The following is an 18219-nucleotide window of genomic DNA, read 5'->3' as shown; positions in this document are numbered from 1 at the left end:
AGGCCGGAACCTGCCGTACGGTTCGGGCACCCGGGCCGGATGCGGGCGGCTGTCAAGGACCGCCCGCACCGCAGTCCGTCAGCCGATGGCCTTGTCGATCGTGTCGGTTGCGGCCTTCCACGCGTCGGCGGGCTTGGTGCCCCGCTGTTCCATGTTGTTGATCTGCGTGGAGATCGTGTCCTTGATCACGCCGTCCTTCGGGCCGAGCACAGCCTCGGGGATGGACTTGGCCTCCTCGGCGTAGATCTGGCCGATCGGCGCATCGCTGAAGTACGGCAGCGTCGCGTTCTTCACATCGGGGAGCTCGTAGGCGCCCTGGTTCGACGGGAAGATGCCGGCCGCCTTGAACACCGCAGCCTGCTGCTCGGGGGCCGTCAGCCACTTGACCAGCTCAGTGGCCTCCTTAACGTGCTTGCCGCTCTTGGGGACCGCCAGGAACGAGCCGCCCCAGTTGGCCGCGGTCGTACCGGGCGCACGCGAGATGTCCCACTTGCCCTTGTAGGCGTCGCCAGAGTTGTTGGAGATCTGGTTGGCCATCCACGCCGGGCACGCCACGGTGGCCACCGAGCCCTTGCGCAGCGCCGCCGTCCAGGCGTCGGTGAACTGCGGCAGACCCTGGGTCAGCTTCTTCGACGCGGCCTCGGCGGCAAGGTCCCAGCCCTGCTGCACGGCCGGGCTGTCCTTGTAGACCGGCTTGCCGTCGGCGTCGTAGTACTGCTTGGCGTCCGAGCTGACGACCGCGTTGTACATGGCGCTCGCGGAGTCCATGAAGAAGGTGCCGGCGGGCGCCTTCGCCTTGTACTGCTCACCGAGCTTGATGTAGTCCTCCCAGCCGCCCGCGACCGCCTTGGCGACGTCTGCGCGGTCGGTCGGCAGGCCGGCCTTCTCGAAGAGGTCCTTGCGGTAGCACAGCGACATCGGACCGATGTCCGTGCCCGCGCCGATGACCACGCCGTCCTTCGTGGTGGCCTGCTTCTCCTTCCAGGACACCCAGTCGTTCACGTCGATCGACTTGCTCAGGTCGACGAACTTGTCGGCCTGAGTGTCCACGACCTCCTTGATACGACCGACCTCGATACCGGTGACGTCGCCAAGACCACTGCCGGTGTTCAGCTGCTGCAGAAGCTTCGGGTAGTAGTCCTGCTCGTTGGCAGTGACCTCTTCCTTCACCGTGATTTTCGGGTGGAGCTCGTGGTACTTGGCGAACAGCCCGGCTTCCTTGTAGCCGAACTGCCCGAAGTCAGCGACGGTGAGCGTGACGCTGCCGTCGGAGCCCGACGCGTCCGAGTCGCCGCCGTCACTGCTGCATCCCGTGAGCAGGAGCGCCGAGGCCGCCAGGACCGACGTCGTCAGGGCCGCCACTCTGCGGCCGCGACCGCCGCCGGTGCCAGTTATGCGCATTTTCCACTACTCCTTGTTCCAATGGGGGAACGGACCTCAGGAATCGGACTGCCAGCGGTCGACGGTCCTGACCTATCCCTCTCGGGCCGAGCAGCGGCCAGCGCAACAACACCACGAGCGGTGCAAACATGCTGGTCAAGCCGCGTTCGATGCGCGAACAACGGGACAGGCCTTTGGTCATTCAGGGCCGCGCGAGACGCCCCCGGCAATCCGTGGGACCGCTCCCATGCGGCATGCCGGAAGACTCCTTCGTGACGAGCCAGATGTCAAGACTTGAAGGCGGCGTCGTTGCGTAAGCGTGTCCAACAGATCACAAGGATGTGTGCCGCACCGGCCGCATGATGCACAATCTGTGCAGGTCACGCCCGGGACGCCGCGGCGGCAGTACGGCTGGCGGACCCCGGGACCCAGTTGCCGTGGCTTTCGGGACACAATGAAGCAGCCAATGCAAAACACCGGAAGGTGAAAGATGAGACCTGCCTCACAGCCGCCCGGGCCCACCCGCGCCAGACGCCCCACGCTCGAGGCCGTGGCCGCTCGCGCCGGTGTCGGCCGCGGCACGGTCTCCAGGGTCGTCAACGGCTCGCCCCAAGTCAGTCCCCGGTCTCGCGCCGCCGTGGAGCAGGCCATCGCCGAACTCGGCTACACCCCCAACCGCGCGGCCCGTTCCCTTGTCACCAGCCGCACCGATTCCGTCGCCCTGGTCATCCCGGAGTCCGAGACCCGCCTGTTCTCCGAGCCGTACTTCTCGGCCATCATCCGCGGCGTCAGCTCTGGCCTTGAGGGCTCCGATATGCAGTTGCTGCTGGTGCTCGTACGCGATGAGAGCGAGCGGGCCCGGCTTGCCACGTACCTGACCGAACAACGCGTCGACGGCGTCTTGATGGTGGCAGTCCACCGCGATGACACGCTCCCCGACCTGCTGGCCGAACGTGCTATTCCCACCGTCCTGGCCGGACGCCGCGGCGCCGCCGAGCCGCTGGGACATGTCCGAGCGGACAACGAAGGCGGCGCACGTGCCGCCGTCCGGCATCTGCTGGAGGGAAGCCGCCGTACCATCGCCACCATCACGGGACCGCTGGACATGGACGTCGCCCGCGCACGCCTCGACGGCTACCAGGAAGCTCTGCGCAACGCGGGCATCACGACCGACGAAAAACTGATAGCGGTCGGGGACTTCACCGAAGAAGGCGGGCGAGCGGCCATGCGCGAACTGCTACAACGCCGCCCCCACCTCGACGCCGTCTTCGCTGCCTCCGACGTCACCGCATCGGGCGCCATACTCGAGCTGCGCGCGGCAGGACGCCGGATACCCGACGACGTCGCCGTCATCGGCTTCGACGACTCGATCGTGGCCCGGCACACCGATCCCCCGCTGACCAGCGTGCGTCAGCCGATCGAGGAGATGGGCCACACCATGGCGAGCATGCTGCTGGACGAGATCGCCCAGCGCGGCAAGAGCCGGCCAGAAGTCATCCTGCCGACGCAACTCGTCGTGCGGCAATCGACATAAAACCGCGTACGGCGTATGACAGCACACCACATTCACCCCACACAGGTACCCGGACCTTGACCCCTGATGGCGGACCAACCTCACCCTGCGCCAACTGACCCCGCTATTCAGCGTCTACAAGTCCGCCGCCGACCGCCGTTGACCGCACCGGTCCACTGCTCGCCCTCAAGCAGCGACAGTGGTTCCGCAAGGGCACCGTCCTCATCGTTGCCGCTCACGCGGCCACCAGTACAGCACTGCCAGGCGCCTCCGTTACGCGATCGGTACTTCCGTCGCGATGTCGGCGGCCGTCGTCGCACTGGTCACACCCGCCCCGGCCGCGACGCCGCACCGCACAACCCGTCGTTTACTCAGGCGCCAGCACGGCGGGAACCGACACCATGAGGCCCGTGGCCATCTGCACTTCCTGCGGTCGCACCGTCACGTCAGCAGCCGGCGCGAGGCCTTCGGCGGGCCGGACTTCATCAAGCCAGTTCATCGTCTGAAGAACCAGCACATCGTCCCTGACCCTGAGCAGCGCCAGCTGTTCCTTGCCGCCGGTGCGCATGGTGACCTTGGTGATGGCGACTCGGCCGGCCTCGCGCATGGCGTCACGCAGCAGAACGTAGGGCTTGGCTGCGCTGGTATCGAAGCCGAGAAAGTAGGAACGCGACAGCTGTAGGGGGTCTACTGACGTTGCGTCGACGAAGGCCACGACGTCGACGGCCTTGATGGAGGGAAGCGGCAGCTCGGCCAGGTCGTCCTCCGTCAGCACGACGGTCCGGCCGTGAGGATCGGTGTAGCCGCGGACGACCTGCTGCACCGGGACCTCCCGACCGCAGATCTCACATCGACGACGAAGCCTGATGCGTCCGCCATCCTCAGCGTGGACCTGATGCAGCGACACGCCTTGCTCCTCGACGACCGAGTGGATCGTCACGGGGATCGTCACAAGGCCGAATGTGATCGCGAGCCTGGCGATGGACGGCATGGACTCATCGCACCCGGCGTGACGCTGCCCTGCATTCCGAGTAGCCCACATGGGGGTCGTCGCTCGTACGGGCGCCGCCCGGGTCACCGTCCCGCAGCCGGAATCACGAAGCGGGGTTGACCTCACCCGAACGCGCTGCCGGGCTCTGCCCGGCGGGGGCAACCCCCGCTCGTCCCTTCTTGATCTCCTGGGGGTACGGTTCGGGCGTGACAACGCTGAACCGGCTTTCGAGGGGCTATCTCCCGGCTGTCTCCTTCGACGAGGCGTACGGTGATCGAGAGCTCCGGACCGCGGTCGATGTACTCGTCAAGCGCGGTGACTGGCACGCGTTCCGTGATCTGCTGCTGGCTTCCGGCGATGACTGGGCTCTCAAGGATCACCGGGTGGGCTACGTTGCCACACGTGCCGCGGGTAGGCCGGTGCTTCAGGAGTGGGTCGACGCGGAACCCGACAGCCCTGATGCGCTGACCGTCCTCTCCCGTGCGGAGACGGTGCGGGCCTGGGCCGTTCGCTCCGGCCGGAGGGCGCGGTACGTTCGCAAGAGCGCCTGGCCGAAGTTCTTCGAGATCCTTGGCCAGGCCGACGACATCGCCGCGCGGGCCTGCGAGCTCGCACCAACGGACCCGACCCCCGCCGTGACCGCCGTGTCCCTAGCTCGCGGACTGCAGGTCTCGCGGGGGGAGTTCGACGCGCGCTGGGCAGCTGTGGTCGCCCGAGATCCCCTGCACCCGAGGGGGCACCATCAGGCCCTGCAGTACCTGTGCGCCAAGTGGTCCGGTTCCCATAAGCAGATGTTCCAGTTCGCCCGGGACGCCGCCGAGAAGGCGCCGCCCGGCCATCCTCTTGTTGTGCTGCCGCTGTACGCCAACCTGGAGATGCGGCTCGCCGACAACGGGGCGGGGCTGGGATCCGCGCGCTTCGGCATGGATCTGGCCCGGGTTCGAGAACGCTGGGTCAAGGTGAACCCCGACCCGTACCCACGCATCGTCGAGGACCGAGCCGTCCTCGCGTTCTACCTGGGCCTTGTGCAACGCCCGGCCGAGGCGGCGGTCCACTTCCGTGCCATGGGTCTCCATGGGTCCACCGTGGGCTGGGAATACTTCACTCTTGCTCCCCGGTACGCCTTCCGCCGGGACCGAGCTGCCGCTCTGCGTTCGGAGAGGGCCGGCCGAACTGACCGCAATAGGTGACTGTCCGGCGGCCCGGATCGCGGCGCAGGGCCCGGCGACCTCGCCGCCGACGCATGCACGCGCCCGCGAGGTACCGCGGAAGCGTTGATCGGCTGTGCGCGGCGGGTCCCGTACCTCTGTTGCCTCCGGAGCCGACCTCCTGATAGTGAAAGTCGGCTCCGCTCGAGGCGGCGCGAGCCGCCCTTGGTGCGGAGCGAGCGTAGCTCGACGGTCGTCTTTGAGGCACATGAGGCACAAAACTGATGCTCGGCGTCACGGAATTGGATCTCGACGAGTCAGCAGTCGGTCCGAGCGTCGGATCATTGGTGATCGACCTCGTGCCAGAGTGCGTCAGGCCGGGTGCGGCGGGCATCGGCAGTAAGCCCCAGGACGTATACCGGCTGGGTGCCGGGGACGGGTCCGAGGTAGTCGTGGCCGGTCATGTGGCACCAGGCCGACAGGTCCAGCGGGGCTGCGGGGTCGGTGGCGATGACGTGGACGACAGAGCCCGGCTCGAGGCCGTCGATCTCCTTGCGCAGGCGGAGCAGGAGGGTGACGCAGAGAAGGCCGGTGCCTCCGACGGTGAGGTCGGCTGCGGGGGGGGGTGGGATGCGCTGGCTCATCGGCTGCTCGCGGTGGCGGCGATGGCGGGAAGGATGGCCAGGGCGATGATCCCGCCGGTCAGTGCGAGGATCGGGTAGCTGGCCGCTGCGACCACGATGCCGGAGGCCAGACCGCCGGTGGCGCCGGCGGTGGCGATGGCGATCGAGACATCGACCATGCCCTGGGTCTTGGCGCGGGTGGCCAGAGGCACGGCATCGGTAATCATGGCGGTGCCGGAGACGAGTCCAAAGTTCCAACCCAGGCCGAGCAGCGCCAGGGCAAGGGCCAGCAGGGCGATGGAGTCGCCGGGCGCGGCAGCGGCGACGATCCCGGCGGTCATGAGGTGAGGCCGGAGGCCGCGGCGAGCGCGATGCGTCCATAGCGGTCGACGAGCCAGCCGGTCAGCGGGGAGGGCAGGTACATGGCGCCGATGTGGATGGCGATGACAAGGCCGGAGGCGGCGGTGCCATGGCCGTGGTCGTGCATGTGGATCGGGGTCATCGTCATGATGGAGACCATGACCAGCTGGGTGTGGATCATGGTTACGGCGCCCAGCATCAAACCCGGGCTGCGGGTGCCGCCCGTGACCGTGTCAGTGTCGCTTGAGGCTTGGGCTGCGGCTGCCGCCTGCTGCTGGAGGTCCAGCTCGCGGGCGAGCAGGAGCGGGTCGGGGCGCAGCCAGATGGCCAGGACGAGGACGGCGAGGATGTCAAACCTTCCGTCAGCCTCGCCGGTGCCCTCGGGCCTGCGCGTCAGCCCGTCCGCCGAAGCGGCGTTCGCCATGACCGACCCACCCGCTGCCGCACGCGGCCCGGGCGTCCTCGACCAGGCGCCGGCCGAGTCGGCTGCCGAACGCCGCCGCGGAGAATGACCGGCGCGGTCATCGAGGCTGGTCACCAGGGCGGTCGGCGCAGACCGGGTCGTCGATCGCGCTCACGGTGTACGGCGGCCGTCCCGGCGGCTCGTCGTTCTGGCTGTTGACGACGTAGAGCCGGCAGCCGTGGCGGGCCAGCGTCGTGGGCAGGTCGAAGGGCTCGCCGGTGACGCGGTGCGTCACCGTGCCGGTGCGCAGGTCCGGGTCGAGCTCGGCGACGTAGACGCCGTTCGGCGCACCGTAGTTGAGCACCGCGTACAGCGTCCGTCCGCGCAGCAGCATCCCGTCGGCGCCGAAGGACGCGCCGCCCAGGTCCACTTGGCCGACCTCCCGGGTGGCGACGTCCACCCGCCACACCGCCTCGGTCCCGTTGGACGCCACCAGCAGCGTGCGGCCCGTCCGGTCCGCGACAATGCCGTTCAGCAGCCAGTACTGCGCGGGGAACTGCGGGAAAGCGGAGCGGATGTCCAGCCACGGCTCCAGCGGACCGGGCCGGCCGTGGCGGAGGGCGGCCCGGTACACCACGGGGTTGGCCCAGTCCGTGACGTACACGGCGTCGTCGGTGATCACGAGGTCGTTCAGGTCGGACGCACCGAGCGGCCCGCCCTGCGCCGTGCGTGTGGCGAGCAGGCGGCCGCGGCGGTCGTGGACGGTCAACTCGGCGCCGCCGACCGAGTACACCCGTCCCCGGCCGTCGGTGTGCACGCCCCGTGTGCTCGGGCGATCCGCGAGGCCCTGCGCGCGGAAGGGCCGAAAGCGGGCGTCGCGGACGTCGCCGCGGTACAGCGCGCCGGTACCGTCGGAGGACACGTACATCGTGCCGTCGCGGTCGATCGCGATCCCCTCCGGCAGCACGCCGGGCGCCCGGGAGACGACGTAGGTGCGCGGCAGTTCGCGCGCGGCGGCCGGGGCGGCATGCAGGGGCAGGGCCATCAGGCCGGTCAGCAGGACAGCGGTGTACAGCCGCGGGAGTCGGGTGGTGCCGGGCATCGTCACAACCTCCGGGACGTGTGGCGTGGGTCCCCGTAGCGCGGGGACACACGAGAGCCTGCCGGGGCCCCGGGAGCGGCCGCATCGCCTTTCACGTCTGGGCGAAAGGCTCCGCCGGGCCGATAATCGGTTGTCGTGATCCGCTTACACTTCGACACCGCTGATCTGCGCCGGGTCACGCTCGCCCCGGCGCCCAACGCCCTGTGGGAGGCGGTCCTCAGCGTGCGCGGACTGCGGGCGCCGGCCGCCGGAACGGGCCGCACGCACGCCACAGCCGGGCAGTGGTGGCGGCGGTTGAACGGCAGCCTGGCCGACCGCGCCGGGGTCCTGCTCGACCTGGTGCCGCGTGACGGCTACCTGCCCGACTTTCTGCTCCAGCCGGCCGCAGCGGACCTCGCGACCGCCGTCGACCTGGCCGGGCGCACCCCCGCCGACCGCCTCGCCGCCGATCTGCGCGTCCTGCCGGGCGCCGGCGGAACGAGCGGCGGCCAAGAGCCCCCGAGCCGCTGGACGCTGGAGCTGGCCACCGGATCGCTCGCCGCACGACGCGTCCTGACGGCCGACCTGAAAAGCTATTTCGCCTCGTCGATCGCCCCGCTGTGGCCACGGGTCCGCACCGACGGCGCGGCGGACCGCGCCCTGCGGTCGGAAATGCTGCTGCGCGGGGGCGTCGACGCGCTGCTGACCACACTCGTTCCCACCTGGCGCTGGGATCCCCCGGTCTTGCACCTGCCGTCCCAATACGACTACGAAATCCCGCTGTGCGGCCGCGGGCTGCTGCTCATGCCGTCCTGGTTCGCCACCGGACCGATGATCGGTTACCTGCCCGACGAGCCGACCGTGCTCGCCTACCCGATGCACGTGCCCGAGCCGGCCCAGGCCCCGGCCGCACCGCCGGGAGCCACCCTCGGACCGCTTCTCGGGCGGACCCGGGCGACGGTGCTCCAGGCGCTGCGCGAGCCGGCCACGACCACTGCGCTCGCCGAGCGGGTCCAGGTCTCCCTCCCGGCGGCCAGCCAGCACGCGGGAGTGCTGCGCAACGCCGGGCTGGTGACCACGACCCGGATCGGCACCGCCGTCCTGCACAGCCTCACCCCGCTCGGCGCGGCCTTGCTGTCGGGCGAACCGCCCGCGGCGTAGCCAAGCCACGCCCCCAGGGCAACATCCGAAACGTGCCACGGCAGGCTGACGCCGTTCGACGACCGAGCCCCTTGACACCCGGCGAAGGTCCGGGCCCGCGACGGCGACCCGCGGGTGACCGTGCCCACGCCGGGCACCGGCTGGGTCTCGCTGCAGGTGACCGGCGCGAACCGTTCCGGCACGTCGGTGACGGAGACGGTCACCAGTTCCTCGGGGCGTTGGATGTGCTGTTCTCCCGGACGACCTCGCCGACGTGGTCCTACTCAGCGATCCGGTGCTCAGCCTTGTGGCCAAAGGCTGCCTTCCGGAGCCGACCCGTTAGCCTCGCAGGTCAGACAAGTCCTCCTCACGGAGACTGAGACCGTTCGCCGTGAGGTTCTCCTCCAGATGATCGAGAGAGCCGGTGCCCGGAATCGCCAGCACCGAGGGCGATTTCGCCAACAGCGAGGCGATGGCGACCTGCGCGGAGGTCGCGCCCAGGCGTGCCGCGTCTGGCCTGACCTGCACAGCGGACTGCCGCCTTACGATTTCGACCGTATCGCAGGGGCCTGCTGAGACGGAGCATGGTGGCCCTGCCGGGACGCAACGCTCTTTCAGGTCGTGGGCCAATCCTGGGTGGCTGTCACTTCGCGTGCGATACGACGCCACTGGTCCTCACCGCCAGGCAGGGGCCAGGCCCAGGTCGGTTGTTCCGCGGTGTCCAGGTCGTGGAGGAGGCGGACGAGCTGCGGGCCGGCGGTGGTGGCACCGTCCGGGACGTTGGGACCGTGGACGGCGCGGAGTCCGGCAAAGCATGCCAGTTCGCACTCGTAGAAGCCCGCGGCCTCCTTGATGCGCGCAGCGCGGTCATCGCGTGGCAGCGTGCGGTGCAACTGCAGCAACGGTGGATCGACGGACTCGGCTATCGCCGCGGCAAGCCGCGCGTGACCGTCCAGGATCAGATGGCAATCAAGGCCACTGACCCACCACAACAGGACGGGCGGAAGCGTCCCTTCACGGACCTGCTTGCGGTAGGCCTTGACCCGGCTGGCGTCGGCATCGGGCATCGGCCGCAGCGGAAGAATCTCCCACGAATGATTGTGGACAAACCAGTCGATGTATCCGTTGGGATGACCGTCGACGAGCATGGAGCCCCAGTACTCGGCATGCGAAGCGTCGGCGTGGCGCCAGCGCCGAAGCGGACTTTCGCACGAGAGCAGCCACCGGCCCTCGTGCAACGGGCTGCCCGGCGACTCGATCAGGTACTGGGCAAAGCGGTGAGCCCACCGATCCGGGCTGCCCGCCAGGGCGCGCCCCCCATCGACTCGCAACGGCGGGACGAAGGAGTGGTACTCGTCAGTGCGCCAGAAGTCCACGCCTTGGAGTTGTTCGTCGACAACGGCGAGCAAAACGGGCCGCGACTGCTGGGAAACCAGCAGCCGCTGGCCGGCACTGAACACGCACAGTCCTGGCTGGTGACGGTCCTGTACATCCAGGGACAGACCCACCCACGCGCCGTCGTCCCGCGTGACATCGCTGCGCTCCACACCCACGCCCCCTCCGTTCACCGTTTCCCCGCGTCGAAGCCCCGCATGGCGGTTTCCCAATCGATTCGTGCCGCGCCCTCGGCGTCGTCGATCTTGGTGACGGCAAACAGCCCAGCGACCTGGCCGATGATGCCGCCCTCACGGTCACACCGCCTCGTGCTGCTCGGGACGGCGGTCGGCGCGTCTGCCGCTCACTTCACCCAGTGTCCACTGCACGCACTCGGGGCGAATGCCCGTGCGGACCCGGCAGAACTCCTCGACGGCGGCTTCAATGTCCGCCGCCGGCAGTGTGCTGCGCGGTTCGAACCAGTACGGTTCGCCCGGATTGGAAATGACTTCCGGGTCGAAAGCGGGCGGGTTGGGATTGTCCGAGACCCAGATGTTGTCCAATACCTCATCCGGATCCGGACCTGGGTACCCCGCGTTGACGAACCAGATCAGTCCACCGTAGCCCGTCTCCCTGTTCAGAGAGACCATCAGGAAGTTGTTTGGAATGTGCCCTCTGTCCACGTGTCGATGTTCCAACCACGCGAACCAAGCCGTGTTCCCTGGATGCCAATACTCACCGCGCTTGTTCCAGCACTGCAGGTGACCGAGAACTTCAGCGACCACGGCGGAGACTTCGTCGCTTGTCTCAGCGAACCATTTGCGGCGCTCGCACTTCACGTTGAGGATCATCGTGCCGCGCACATTACCCCAGCACCCGGCACCCCAATTGCCCACACCTGGCTGGCGGGATCCCTTCTCACAGCCCCCACCACGGTGAAATAGGGACTATCGGTTACTCTCCACCGAGATCGCACAGCTCAGCGTTGGCCACCACCCCGGATCCCCTGGGCGGCAAGTCGGTGAGCGAGCGGCGGCTGCGGGCGGTGCCGCTGGTGGAGTACCCGGAGATGATCACGGTGGCCGAGGCGATGGCGGTGCAGGAGCGGCAGCGCATGTGAGGCCGCAGTTTCGACAACGCGGACCCGGGCTGGCTGACGGGCCGTGGGCCACTTGGGTGGGGCAGCGACTGGGCCTGCAGCGGCAGATGGCCCATGACGGTTACCTGGCTCTGTTGATGTGGCTGATGAAGCATCGCAACACGATTCGGTCGTGGAGCGGCTGCGGCAGGCCCCTCCCCCGCCGGGGTACCGATTCGGGCCGCTGGAGCCACTGGCTCCGCTCCAGGAGCTGGTGATGGGCCGGGCGTGGGAGGCGGTGTCCTGTTTGCCGTGGCAGCTGGGGTCGCCGGTGACAGCGGCGTCGTGACCGCGGCGCCGGTCCTTTGTGGCAGGGCCTGGCGGCGTGGCCGACTCAGGGGGACCGCACCGCATCGGCCACTGAACGATCCCGGCAGCCGAGGACCTGACTGCCGGCCGCGGCTCAGCCTGGCTTTGTCCATGAGAACGGGCAGTAGATGTTCACCGCTTCGGGAGGCATCAGAGCCAGTCGAGAATTCGAGCGGTGATGCTCAGCGTCGTGGCTGTGCTTCGGCCCCACAGCGCATTGAAAATACGTTGGTCGGTCTGCCACGGAGCTGCGAGGATGCCCCCTGTTCCCGAGCGGAGGACGTTTGTTCGTTTTCGTCTGTGTGCGGTGTGGCGCCGAGCTGACCGCCCCGTTGTCCCAGGTTGCCCTGCCGGCCCACGCTCGTCAGCAGTACGGGAACGGGCTTCAGCTCCCGGTGCTCATGGCATCGGGGACGTTCGCCGTGGAACTGGAGTGGGAGAAGATCGATCCGGACGAGGCGGCTGCCCGCGGCATCTACGCGCCGGTCCCCGCCCTGTCCGACGGCGCGCCAGGCGCGATTGTCATCGCACCGGGAGACACCCACGGCGCCGTGCTGATCCCGGAGAGGCGCGGCGGCGCCTGCTGCGGCTTCGCCGGGGGTGACGGCCCCAACATGGCCTGCGCGGCATGCGGTCTTCTCGTGGCGAGCAGGATCGACGACTGCTCGCTCTGGCAGGCCGTGTGGCTCGCACCGAACGCCGTGCGCCACGTTCCCGTCGCAGGCGCCGACGCCGGGCCGTTGTCCTGGGCGGACCTGCTCGCGCAGGGGGCGGGCGTGCCCCCGACCGAGCCGATCGCCCCGTGGGGAGAGCCGTTCCGGGCGGGCGACCGGTGGCACTGGAGTCCCCAGTGGGTGGCGGCGGCCGGGCAGGCGCTGGCCCACCTCCTGGTGGCCTCGGAAGGCCGGGCGGTGACCGTTCAGAACGGCCTGACCGCAACGATGTTCCAGCGCACCCTCGACGCCCTGCTGCCGGCCGGTCCGCCGACGCGGCGCGCAGTCCTGGCCGGACCGGGACTTCCGGCCCGCAACGCTGACGCGGACATCCTCCTCGTGCCGTTCCACCCGCAGACCGGGATGACATGGACCCCAGCCGCTCCGGAGTACTTGGTCCCGTTGCCGTTCGGGCTGTGGCTCCAGCTGGTCTTCCCTGAGCCACAGCTGCCCGTCCCCGCATCGGGTCCAATACCCCATGGCGTCCTTCGCGACGACCCGCCCACGCCGAGTGTCCATGACGTGTTCCGGATCGACTGGGACGTCTTCCGGCGAACCCTGACCCGGCTGCCCGCCGTCCGCACCCCATGGCTACGCGAGATCACCGAGGACCTCACGCAACGCATACGCACCCACCTCCTCTAGCGGGACCGCCAGGGTGCCAGTACCCAGTCTCCGACCTGTTCGCGCACTTCGCTTTCGACTACTTCCAGCCTCTGCAGGACCAGACCCAGGCCACCTTCGTCTACTGCCGTACCGGCGCACGTGAAATCGTCCAGGACACCCGCAACGAAGACCGGGCACCTGGACCACCTAGTCATCGAGCAGCTACCTCGGCGGCAAGTCGCTCGGCTCCAACTCCAGGAACGCTCCGCTCACCTGGAAGTTCGCCGGCCGATTGGTGGCCAGGGTGGTCTCGCGCGCGAGCGCCTCAGGCCAGGACTGCATCTACATCGACGGCACCAAGACGGCCACCGCCGGCCTCAAGTCCACCGCCACCAAATATCGCGACGTGCCGTGCAGTGAACCCAATTGTGGACGACCAGCGGCGCACAGACCGTCAAGATCGTCGTCGGCACCTCCGGGCCCTGACGAACCAGGCCGTTGCCCCACTTCGTTCCTTCTCCTGGTCAAGCCCCGTCTTCAAGCGGTCCGGGATTGTCCGTCGTTTCCCTTACTGGAGTACGACGGTGACGCCGTACTCGCGGAGGAGCTTCACGGTCTTCTCGAAGTAGGACAGGCCGCCGAGGTGGTACAGGATGTGTCCGGCGAGGGCGTGGCGGGCGATGTCCGCGTCGTGCCAGACGAGGGTGAACGGGGGGACGACGGAGGGCCCGCCGCACAGGTAGTCCTGCACCGAGTCAAGGCATGTCCCGTGGTTGGCACCGGGGCCGAGCAGGGCTTCGCCGAGTGCCAGGAGCAGGCCGGGCCTGTCGGTGACGTGCTGTCCGTCCAGGTGGTAGGTCCCGCCGGAGAGGCCCTGCAGCCCGTACGGGCCGACGCGGGTGAGGTTCAGCCACTCGGACCGGCCCTCGGCGTCGAACTGTGCCCACTGGTTGGGCCGCGTGGGAACACCGTCGGACCAGATCTCCCAGACTGCGCGGGCGGCCGGGGTGGGGCGGTCGTCACCGGGGTCGGTGATGGTGACGTCGATCAGGGCTCCGCCGAGGACGGATGGGCGTGCCTCGACGGTGTCCAGGTCGAGGCGGTGCCTGGTCATCGTCCGGCCGTGGCGGTCGAGGCACCAGAGCGTGATCGGGTCGCCCTCCTGCGGAAGGGGACGACACAGCAGGGCCAGAAGCGGTGCGGCGGGTTCGCAGCCGATCAGGTGCACGGGCTGGGTGGGTCGCCGCGGGCGCGGGGTGAGCAGGCCGTCAATGGAACGGCAACCGCCCGATGGGTTGTCCCCGCGGATCGACGGGAACCACAGGTCGAACCGCGGGCTCGGAGGCAGCCGCTTGCTGCCCCAGCAGTCGTCCTCCCTGACGCCGGTGCCCACGACGATGTCCACGCGCCCGGGATCGCCCGGCGTGGGCCACTGGGCCAGGACTGCCGTGTCCTCCAGGTCCCAGTAGCGGGCCGGCCCGCCGTTCGAGGGATCCACAGGCTCGATCGAGAGCATTCCGTCCCCCAGCAGCCGCACCGGTTCGGCGCTGTCCGTCACGGCCTGGACCAGCAGGCTCTCGCGCGGGCAGCCGCGCAGTGTCAGGACCTCTCGCGGCAGCGGAGGCGCGTCCATGAACAGTCCCTCGACCTCCGCGCACCGCCCCCACAGCACGCCCTCCTCCTCACCGTCGGTGTCCTCCCGCACCAGGAGATACCGGACCGGCAAGTCGCGCTCCCACCCGACATGTTCCTCAGACCGCACGCTTCTCCCCTGCCTCCAGGCTGCCTTGGCGCGCCAACCCTACGGCTCGCTGACACCGAAGCCCTCCGAATATCGCGTGCTTGGAATGACGCTCCCCGCCAGTCGGCGCCTCACAGTGGACCGCAGCGCAGCGGCAGGCCTACGCCAACGACCTGGACGGGCCGCGGGCACTGGTGGCGGTGACCGCGCGCAGCAACCGGGCCAAGGCTGACAGGGACGTTGCCGGGTGGCTGCCGCGCCGTCGTGGCAGCACGACGCCCCACAAACAACCGGCGACCGTCTGCACTCACATCCGAGCCGCCGGTCATGTCCCCCACAACCGGCGTAGACAGCCTGCTGCCGTATGGCGGGAGAGAGCGGCGCGCAGTTCGTCGCGGCGCACTTGCAGAGGTCTCCTCGTCGGGGTGGGGCGGGACCCGGGCCGGTTGCCGGTCGCGGCGGACGCAGAGGGTGGCCTGCCGGCTCGCCCGGTTCCGCGCGAAGCCGCAGTCCGGCGGGCGGCAGGTGGCCGGGGCCGGGTGCCTCGTACGGGGCATCGCCCTGTCCTCGCTCCGGGTACGCCCCGGAGGGGACTTCAGCACGGCGCACCCCGGCTTCGCACCGGGGCCGGCCCCCAGGCCGTGCCGGGCGGCCGGGGCGTTCCGGGACAGGGGTCTTTCCCCGGTGCGAACGGCCCGGGCCGGGTGGTGTCCTGCAGGTCGTGCCCATGATCGCGAGGAACTCCGCTGACATCGATGTCCAGGCCGGGCCCCAGGCCCGGCCGGGGGGACGTCCGCCGCGATCGCCTGAACCTGAAAGGCCGGTCTTGAAGACGACACTCTGGGATGCCGCGCCGAACCGCCGCTCCCTGCTGCGCACCGCGGCCGCGCTGCCCACAGCCGCCGCCCTGGCCGGCGGGGCCCTGGGGGGCACGGCGGCCGTCGCGGCCGAGACCCCCGGGCTTCCTGATTTCGCGCCCGTCCCGCCCGCCGCGACCGGGCCGGAACTCAACGACGCGGGCTACTTCGTGGGCCGGATCGACGGACACCTCTACTGGGTGACCGACGGCTTCTACCAGGCGATGTTCCTCAGCACCCGGGACGGTGTCGTCCTGGTCGACGCCCCTCCGACCATCGGCCACAACCTGCTGCGGGCGATCGCGGACGTGACCCGGGCCAACGGCCGTCCGGCAAAGGTGACTCACCTCGTCCACTCGCACTCGCACGCCGACCACGTGGGTGCCTCGTCGATCTTCGGCAAGGACGTCGTGCGCATCGGACACGCCGAGTGCCGGCGCCTGCTGCTGCGCGCCGCCGACCCGAACCGCCCGGCGCCCACCGTCACCTTCGAGGACCGCTACACGCTGCATGTCGGCGGGGAACGGCTGGAGTTGGCCTACCACGGCCCGAACCACTCCCCGGACAACATCTTCATCCACGCGCCCGAGCACCGGACGCTGATGGTCGTCGACATCCTGTACCCGGGCTGGGTGCCGTTCAAGAACCTCGCGGTCTCCCAGGACATCCCGGCCTGGCTGCGGGCGCACGACATCGCCATGGGGTACCCGTGGCGGACCCTGGTCGGCGGCCACCTCGGCCGGCTCGGCGTGCGCGCGGACGGCGACCTCCAGCGCGCGTACATGGCCGACCTCGAAGCCTCCACCCGGGCCGCCATGAACCTGGACCCCACGCCCTACTTCGACAAGTACGGCCCGCTGGGCAACTCGTGGGCGATCTTCAAGACCTACCTCGACGCGGTGGCGGCGCAGGCCGCCGCACCGGTCGCCGCGAAGTACACCGGGGTCCTCGCGGCCGCGGACGTGTTCACGCTCGACAACGCGGCGGCCCTGGTCGAGTCCTTCCGCATCGACGCCGGGACGCTGGGCCCGTTCGGCACCCGCCCCTGACGCCGGCCCCCGGCTCCGGCTCCCGACCTTCGATCCTTCGCCCGGTCCCGACCGACCGGGCCCGCTCACCCATCGTTTTCCGTTCGCGAGAAAGGCCCGACGGCCATGACCAGCCCCACACCCGTCCTCTTCATCCACGGCCTGTGGCTGCACAGCACGTCCTGGCAGCCGTGGATCGACCTGTTCGGCGCCGAGGGCTACGCCCCGTCCGCGCCCGGCTGGCCCGGCGACCCCGACACCGTGGAGGAGGCGCGGCAGAACCCCGAGAGCATCGCCGACCACGGCATCGACGACGTCGTCGAGCACTACGCGTCGATCATCCGCGGCCTGGACACGCTGCCGATCCTCATCGGGCACTCCTTCGGCGGCATGATCGCGCAGAAGCTGCTCGGTCAGGACCTGGCCGCGGCCGCGGTGGCGATCGACGCGGCGCAGATCAAGGGGGTCCTGCCGCTGCCGCTGTCGGCGCTGCGGTCGACGCTGCCGGTCTTCAAGAACCCGGCGAACAAGCACCGCGCGGTGTCCCTGAGCGCCGAGCAGTTCCGCTTCGCGTTCGGCAACGCCGTGAGCGAGGAGGAGTCGGACGCCCTGTTCGCGCAGTGGACGATTCCCGCGCCGGGCAAGCCGCTGTTCGAGGCCGCCGCGGCGAACTTCAACCCGCATTCGCCGGCCAAGGTCGACACCGAGAACTCCGGGCGCGGCCCGCTGCTGCTGATGTCCGGCGGCAAGGACCACACCGTCCCGGAGGCCGTCACCCGTGCGACGCTCAAGCAGTACCGGCACTCCGAGGCCGTCACCGACTTCATGACCTTCCCCGACCGCGGGCACTCGCTGACCGTCGACAGCGGCTGGCGCGAGGTCGCGGGCGAGGCGCTGTCCTGGCTGCGGCGACAGGGCCTGGAGGGTTCGCGGTGACCGCTCCTTCCCACGACCTCGGCCTGGAGGGGCAGCGGGCGGTGGTCACCGGCGCCGGCCGGGGCATCGGCCTGGCGATCACGCAGGGCCTGCTCAGGGCCGGGGCCCGGGTCGTCGCCGGGACCAGGAAGCGCACGGAGGAACTCGACGACCTGGTCAAGCAGGGCGCGGAGCTCACCGTCGTCGAGGTCGACCTGGCCACTCCCGACGGCCCGGCCGCGTTGGTGGCCGCCGCGGTGGAACTGCACGGTGGGCTCGACGTCCTGGTGAACAACGTCGGCGCGGTGCGGCCGCGGGTCGAGGGCTTCCTGGCCATGACCGACGCCGACTGGGACTGGACGTTCACGGTCAACTTCATGGCCGCGGTGCGCGCCACCCGCAGCGCGCTGCCGCATCTCGTCGACACCGGGGACGGCCGGATCGTCACCGTCTCCTCGGTCAATGCCCGGCTGCCCGATCCGCTGGTCATCGACTACAGCGCCGCCAAGGCCGCGCTGTCCAACTTCTGCAAGGCGCTGTCCAAGCAGGTGGGTCCGCAGGGCGTGCGGGTCAACTCGGTGAGCCCGGGGCCGGTCGAGACCGCGCTGTGGCGGGGCGCGGACGGGGTGGCCGCGACCGTCGGCGCGAGCCTGGGCCTGGATCCGCACGCCGTCGCCGACACCGCCGCGGCCGCGGCGGTCACCGGCCGGTTCACCCTGCCCTCCGAAGTGGCCGACCTGATCGTGTTCCTGGCCGGCCGGCGGTCGGGCAACGTCACCGGCGCCGACTTCCTCATCGACGGCGGCATGACCGACACCCTCTGATGATTCTGGAGCCCGAGTGAGATTCCACCTGCCCCGAATCCGCCGCCTGGCCGGCGCGGCCCTCGCCGTGGCCGT

15 protein-coding genes and 2 pseudogenes are annotated in these 18219 nt (G+C 69.8%); 9 read left to right on the top strand and 8 right to left on the bottom strand.

Annotated features, from left to right (window positions below):
- Positions 1-78: 78 nt before the first annotated feature.
- A complete protein-coding gene (locus ACFZAU_RS38535; RefSeq protein ID WP_500556086.1) occupies positions 79-1401 on the bottom strand; it encodes an ABC transporter substrate-binding protein in 1323 nt (440 codons plus the stop codon).
- A 469-nt stretch (positions 1402-1870) separates the two neighbouring features.
- Here ACFZAU_RS38535 and ACFZAU_RS38530 point away from each other — a divergent pair, with 469 nt between their 5' ends.
- Together ACFZAU_RS38530 and ACFZAU_RS38525 are read left to right on the top strand one after the other, a co-directional pair.
- Complete coding sequence (locus ACFZAU_RS38530) at positions 1871-2914, top strand: LacI family DNA-binding transcriptional regulator (protein WP_500556085.1); 1044 nt, start codon at positions 1871-1873, stop codon at positions 2912-2914.
- 67 nt (positions 2915-2981) lie between these two features.
- Positions 2982-3081, top strand: a pseudogene (locus tag ACFZAU_RS38525) (IS5/IS1182 family transposase); the annotation flags it as partial.
- A gap of 179 nt (positions 3082-3260) precedes the next feature.
- On the opposite strand, the gene ku reads toward ACFZAU_RS38525, so the two are convergent.
- Positions 3261-3884, bottom strand: coding sequence for a non-homologous end joining protein Ku (ku, locus tag ACFZAU_RS38520; protein WP_500556084.1), 624 nt, complete (start codon positions 3882-3884; stop codon positions 3261-3263).
- 206 nt (positions 3885-4090) lie between these two features.
- Here ku and ACFZAU_RS38515 point away from each other — a divergent pair, with 206 nt between their 5' ends.
- Positions 4091-5074: a hypothetical protein gene (locus ACFZAU_RS38515; RefSeq protein WP_500556083.1), complete on the top strand. Its 984-nt coding sequence runs from the start codon at positions 4091-4093 to the stop codon at positions 5072-5074.
- Between the two features lie 299 nt (positions 5075-5373).
- Here ACFZAU_RS38515 and ACFZAU_RS38510 read toward each other — a convergent pair whose 3' ends face one another.
- The 3 genes and pseudogenes from ACFZAU_RS38510 to ACFZAU_RS38500 form a co-directional block, all read right to left on the bottom strand.
- Complete coding sequence (locus tag ACFZAU_RS38510) at positions 5374-5676, bottom strand: sulfurtransferase TusA family protein (protein ID WP_500556082.1); 303 nt, start codon at positions 5674-5676, stop codon at positions 5374-5376.
- Positions 5673-6493 (bottom strand): annotated as a pseudogene (locus ACFZAU_RS38505) (MFS transporter); the annotation flags it as partial. The pseudogene ACFZAU_RS38505 and the gene ACFZAU_RS38510, both read right to left, overlap by 4 nt.
- Positions 6494-6536: 43 nt before the next feature.
- Positions 6537-7520, bottom strand: coding sequence for an SMP-30/gluconolactonase/LRE family protein (locus ACFZAU_RS38500; protein ID WP_500556081.1), 984 nt, complete (start codon positions 7518-7520; stop codon positions 6537-6539).
- 135 nt (positions 7521-7655) lie between these two features.
- On the opposite strand from ACFZAU_RS38500, the gene ACFZAU_RS38495 reads away from it, so the two are divergent.
- On the top strand, positions 7656-8660 hold the full coding sequence (locus ACFZAU_RS38495; protein WP_500556080.1) for an ArsR/SmtB family transcription factor: 1005 nt from the start codon (positions 7656-7658) through the stop codon (positions 8658-8660).
- Between the two features lie 593 nt (positions 8661-9253).
- On the opposite strand, the gene ACFZAU_RS38490 is transcribed toward ACFZAU_RS38495, so the two are convergent.
- Together ACFZAU_RS38490 and ACFZAU_RS38485 are read right to left on the bottom strand one after the other, a co-directional pair.
- Positions 9254-10192 (bottom strand): hypothetical protein, encoded by a 939-nt coding sequence (locus ACFZAU_RS38490; protein WP_500556079.1) that lies wholly within the window; start codon positions 10190-10192, stop codon positions 9254-9256.
- A gap of 138 nt (positions 10193-10330) precedes the next feature.
- Positions 10331-10864 carry an Imm1 family immunity protein gene (locus ACFZAU_RS38485; protein ID WP_500556078.1) on the bottom strand — a complete coding sequence of 178 codons (534 nt, stop codon included), beginning with the start codon at positions 10862-10864 and terminating at the stop codon, positions 10331-10333.
- Between the two features lie 134 nt (positions 10865-10998).
- Here ACFZAU_RS38485 and ACFZAU_RS38480 point away from each other — a divergent pair, with 134 nt between their 5' ends.
- Positions 10999-11133, top strand: coding sequence for a hypothetical protein (locus tag ACFZAU_RS38480; RefSeq protein ID WP_500556077.1), 135 nt, complete (start codon positions 10999-11001; stop codon positions 11131-11133).
- Positions 11134-11744: 611 nt separating this feature from the next.
- Complete coding sequence (locus ACFZAU_RS38475) at positions 11745-12818, top strand: hypothetical protein (RefSeq protein WP_500556076.1); 1074 nt, start codon at positions 11745-11747, stop codon at positions 12816-12818.
- A gap of 529 nt (positions 12819-13347) precedes the next feature.
- Here ACFZAU_RS38475 and ACFZAU_RS38470 read toward each other — a convergent pair.
- Positions 13348-14505, bottom strand: coding sequence for a barstar family protein (locus ACFZAU_RS38470; protein ID WP_500556075.1), 1158 nt, complete (start codon positions 14503-14505; stop codon positions 13348-13350).
- 841 nt (positions 14506-15346) lie between these two features.
- On the opposite strand from ACFZAU_RS38470, the gene ACFZAU_RS38465 reads away from it, so the two are divergent.
- The 3 genes from ACFZAU_RS38465 (at position 15347) to ACFZAU_RS38455 (ending at position 18144) form a co-directional block, all read left to right on the top strand.
- Positions 15347-16426 carry an MBL fold metallo-hydrolase gene (locus ACFZAU_RS38465; protein ID WP_500556074.1) on the top strand — a complete coding sequence of 360 codons (1080 nt, stop codon included), beginning with the start codon at positions 15347-15349 and terminating at the stop codon, positions 16424-16426.
- A 105-nt stretch (positions 16427-16531) separates the two neighbouring features.
- Complete coding sequence (locus ACFZAU_RS38460) at positions 16532-17341, top strand: alpha/beta hydrolase (RefSeq protein WP_500556073.1); 810 nt, start codon at positions 16532-16534, stop codon at positions 17339-17341.
- A complete protein-coding gene (locus ACFZAU_RS38455; protein WP_500556072.1) occupies positions 17338-18144 on the top strand; it encodes an SDR family NAD(P)-dependent oxidoreductase in 807 nt (268 codons plus the stop codon). Before ACFZAU_RS38460 ends, ACFZAU_RS38455 begins: the two co-directional genes overlap by 4 nt.
- Positions 18145-18219 lie beyond the last annotated feature (75 nt).

It is taken from the genome of Streptomyces sp. NPDC008238 (genome assembly GCF_042956445.1).
Lineage (GTDB): Bacteria > Actinomycetota > Actinomycetes > Streptomycetales > Streptomycetaceae > Actinacidiphila.
The sequence above is the reverse complement of the archived record's forward strand: the minus strand, read 5'-3'. Positions and strand labels throughout refer to the sequence as shown.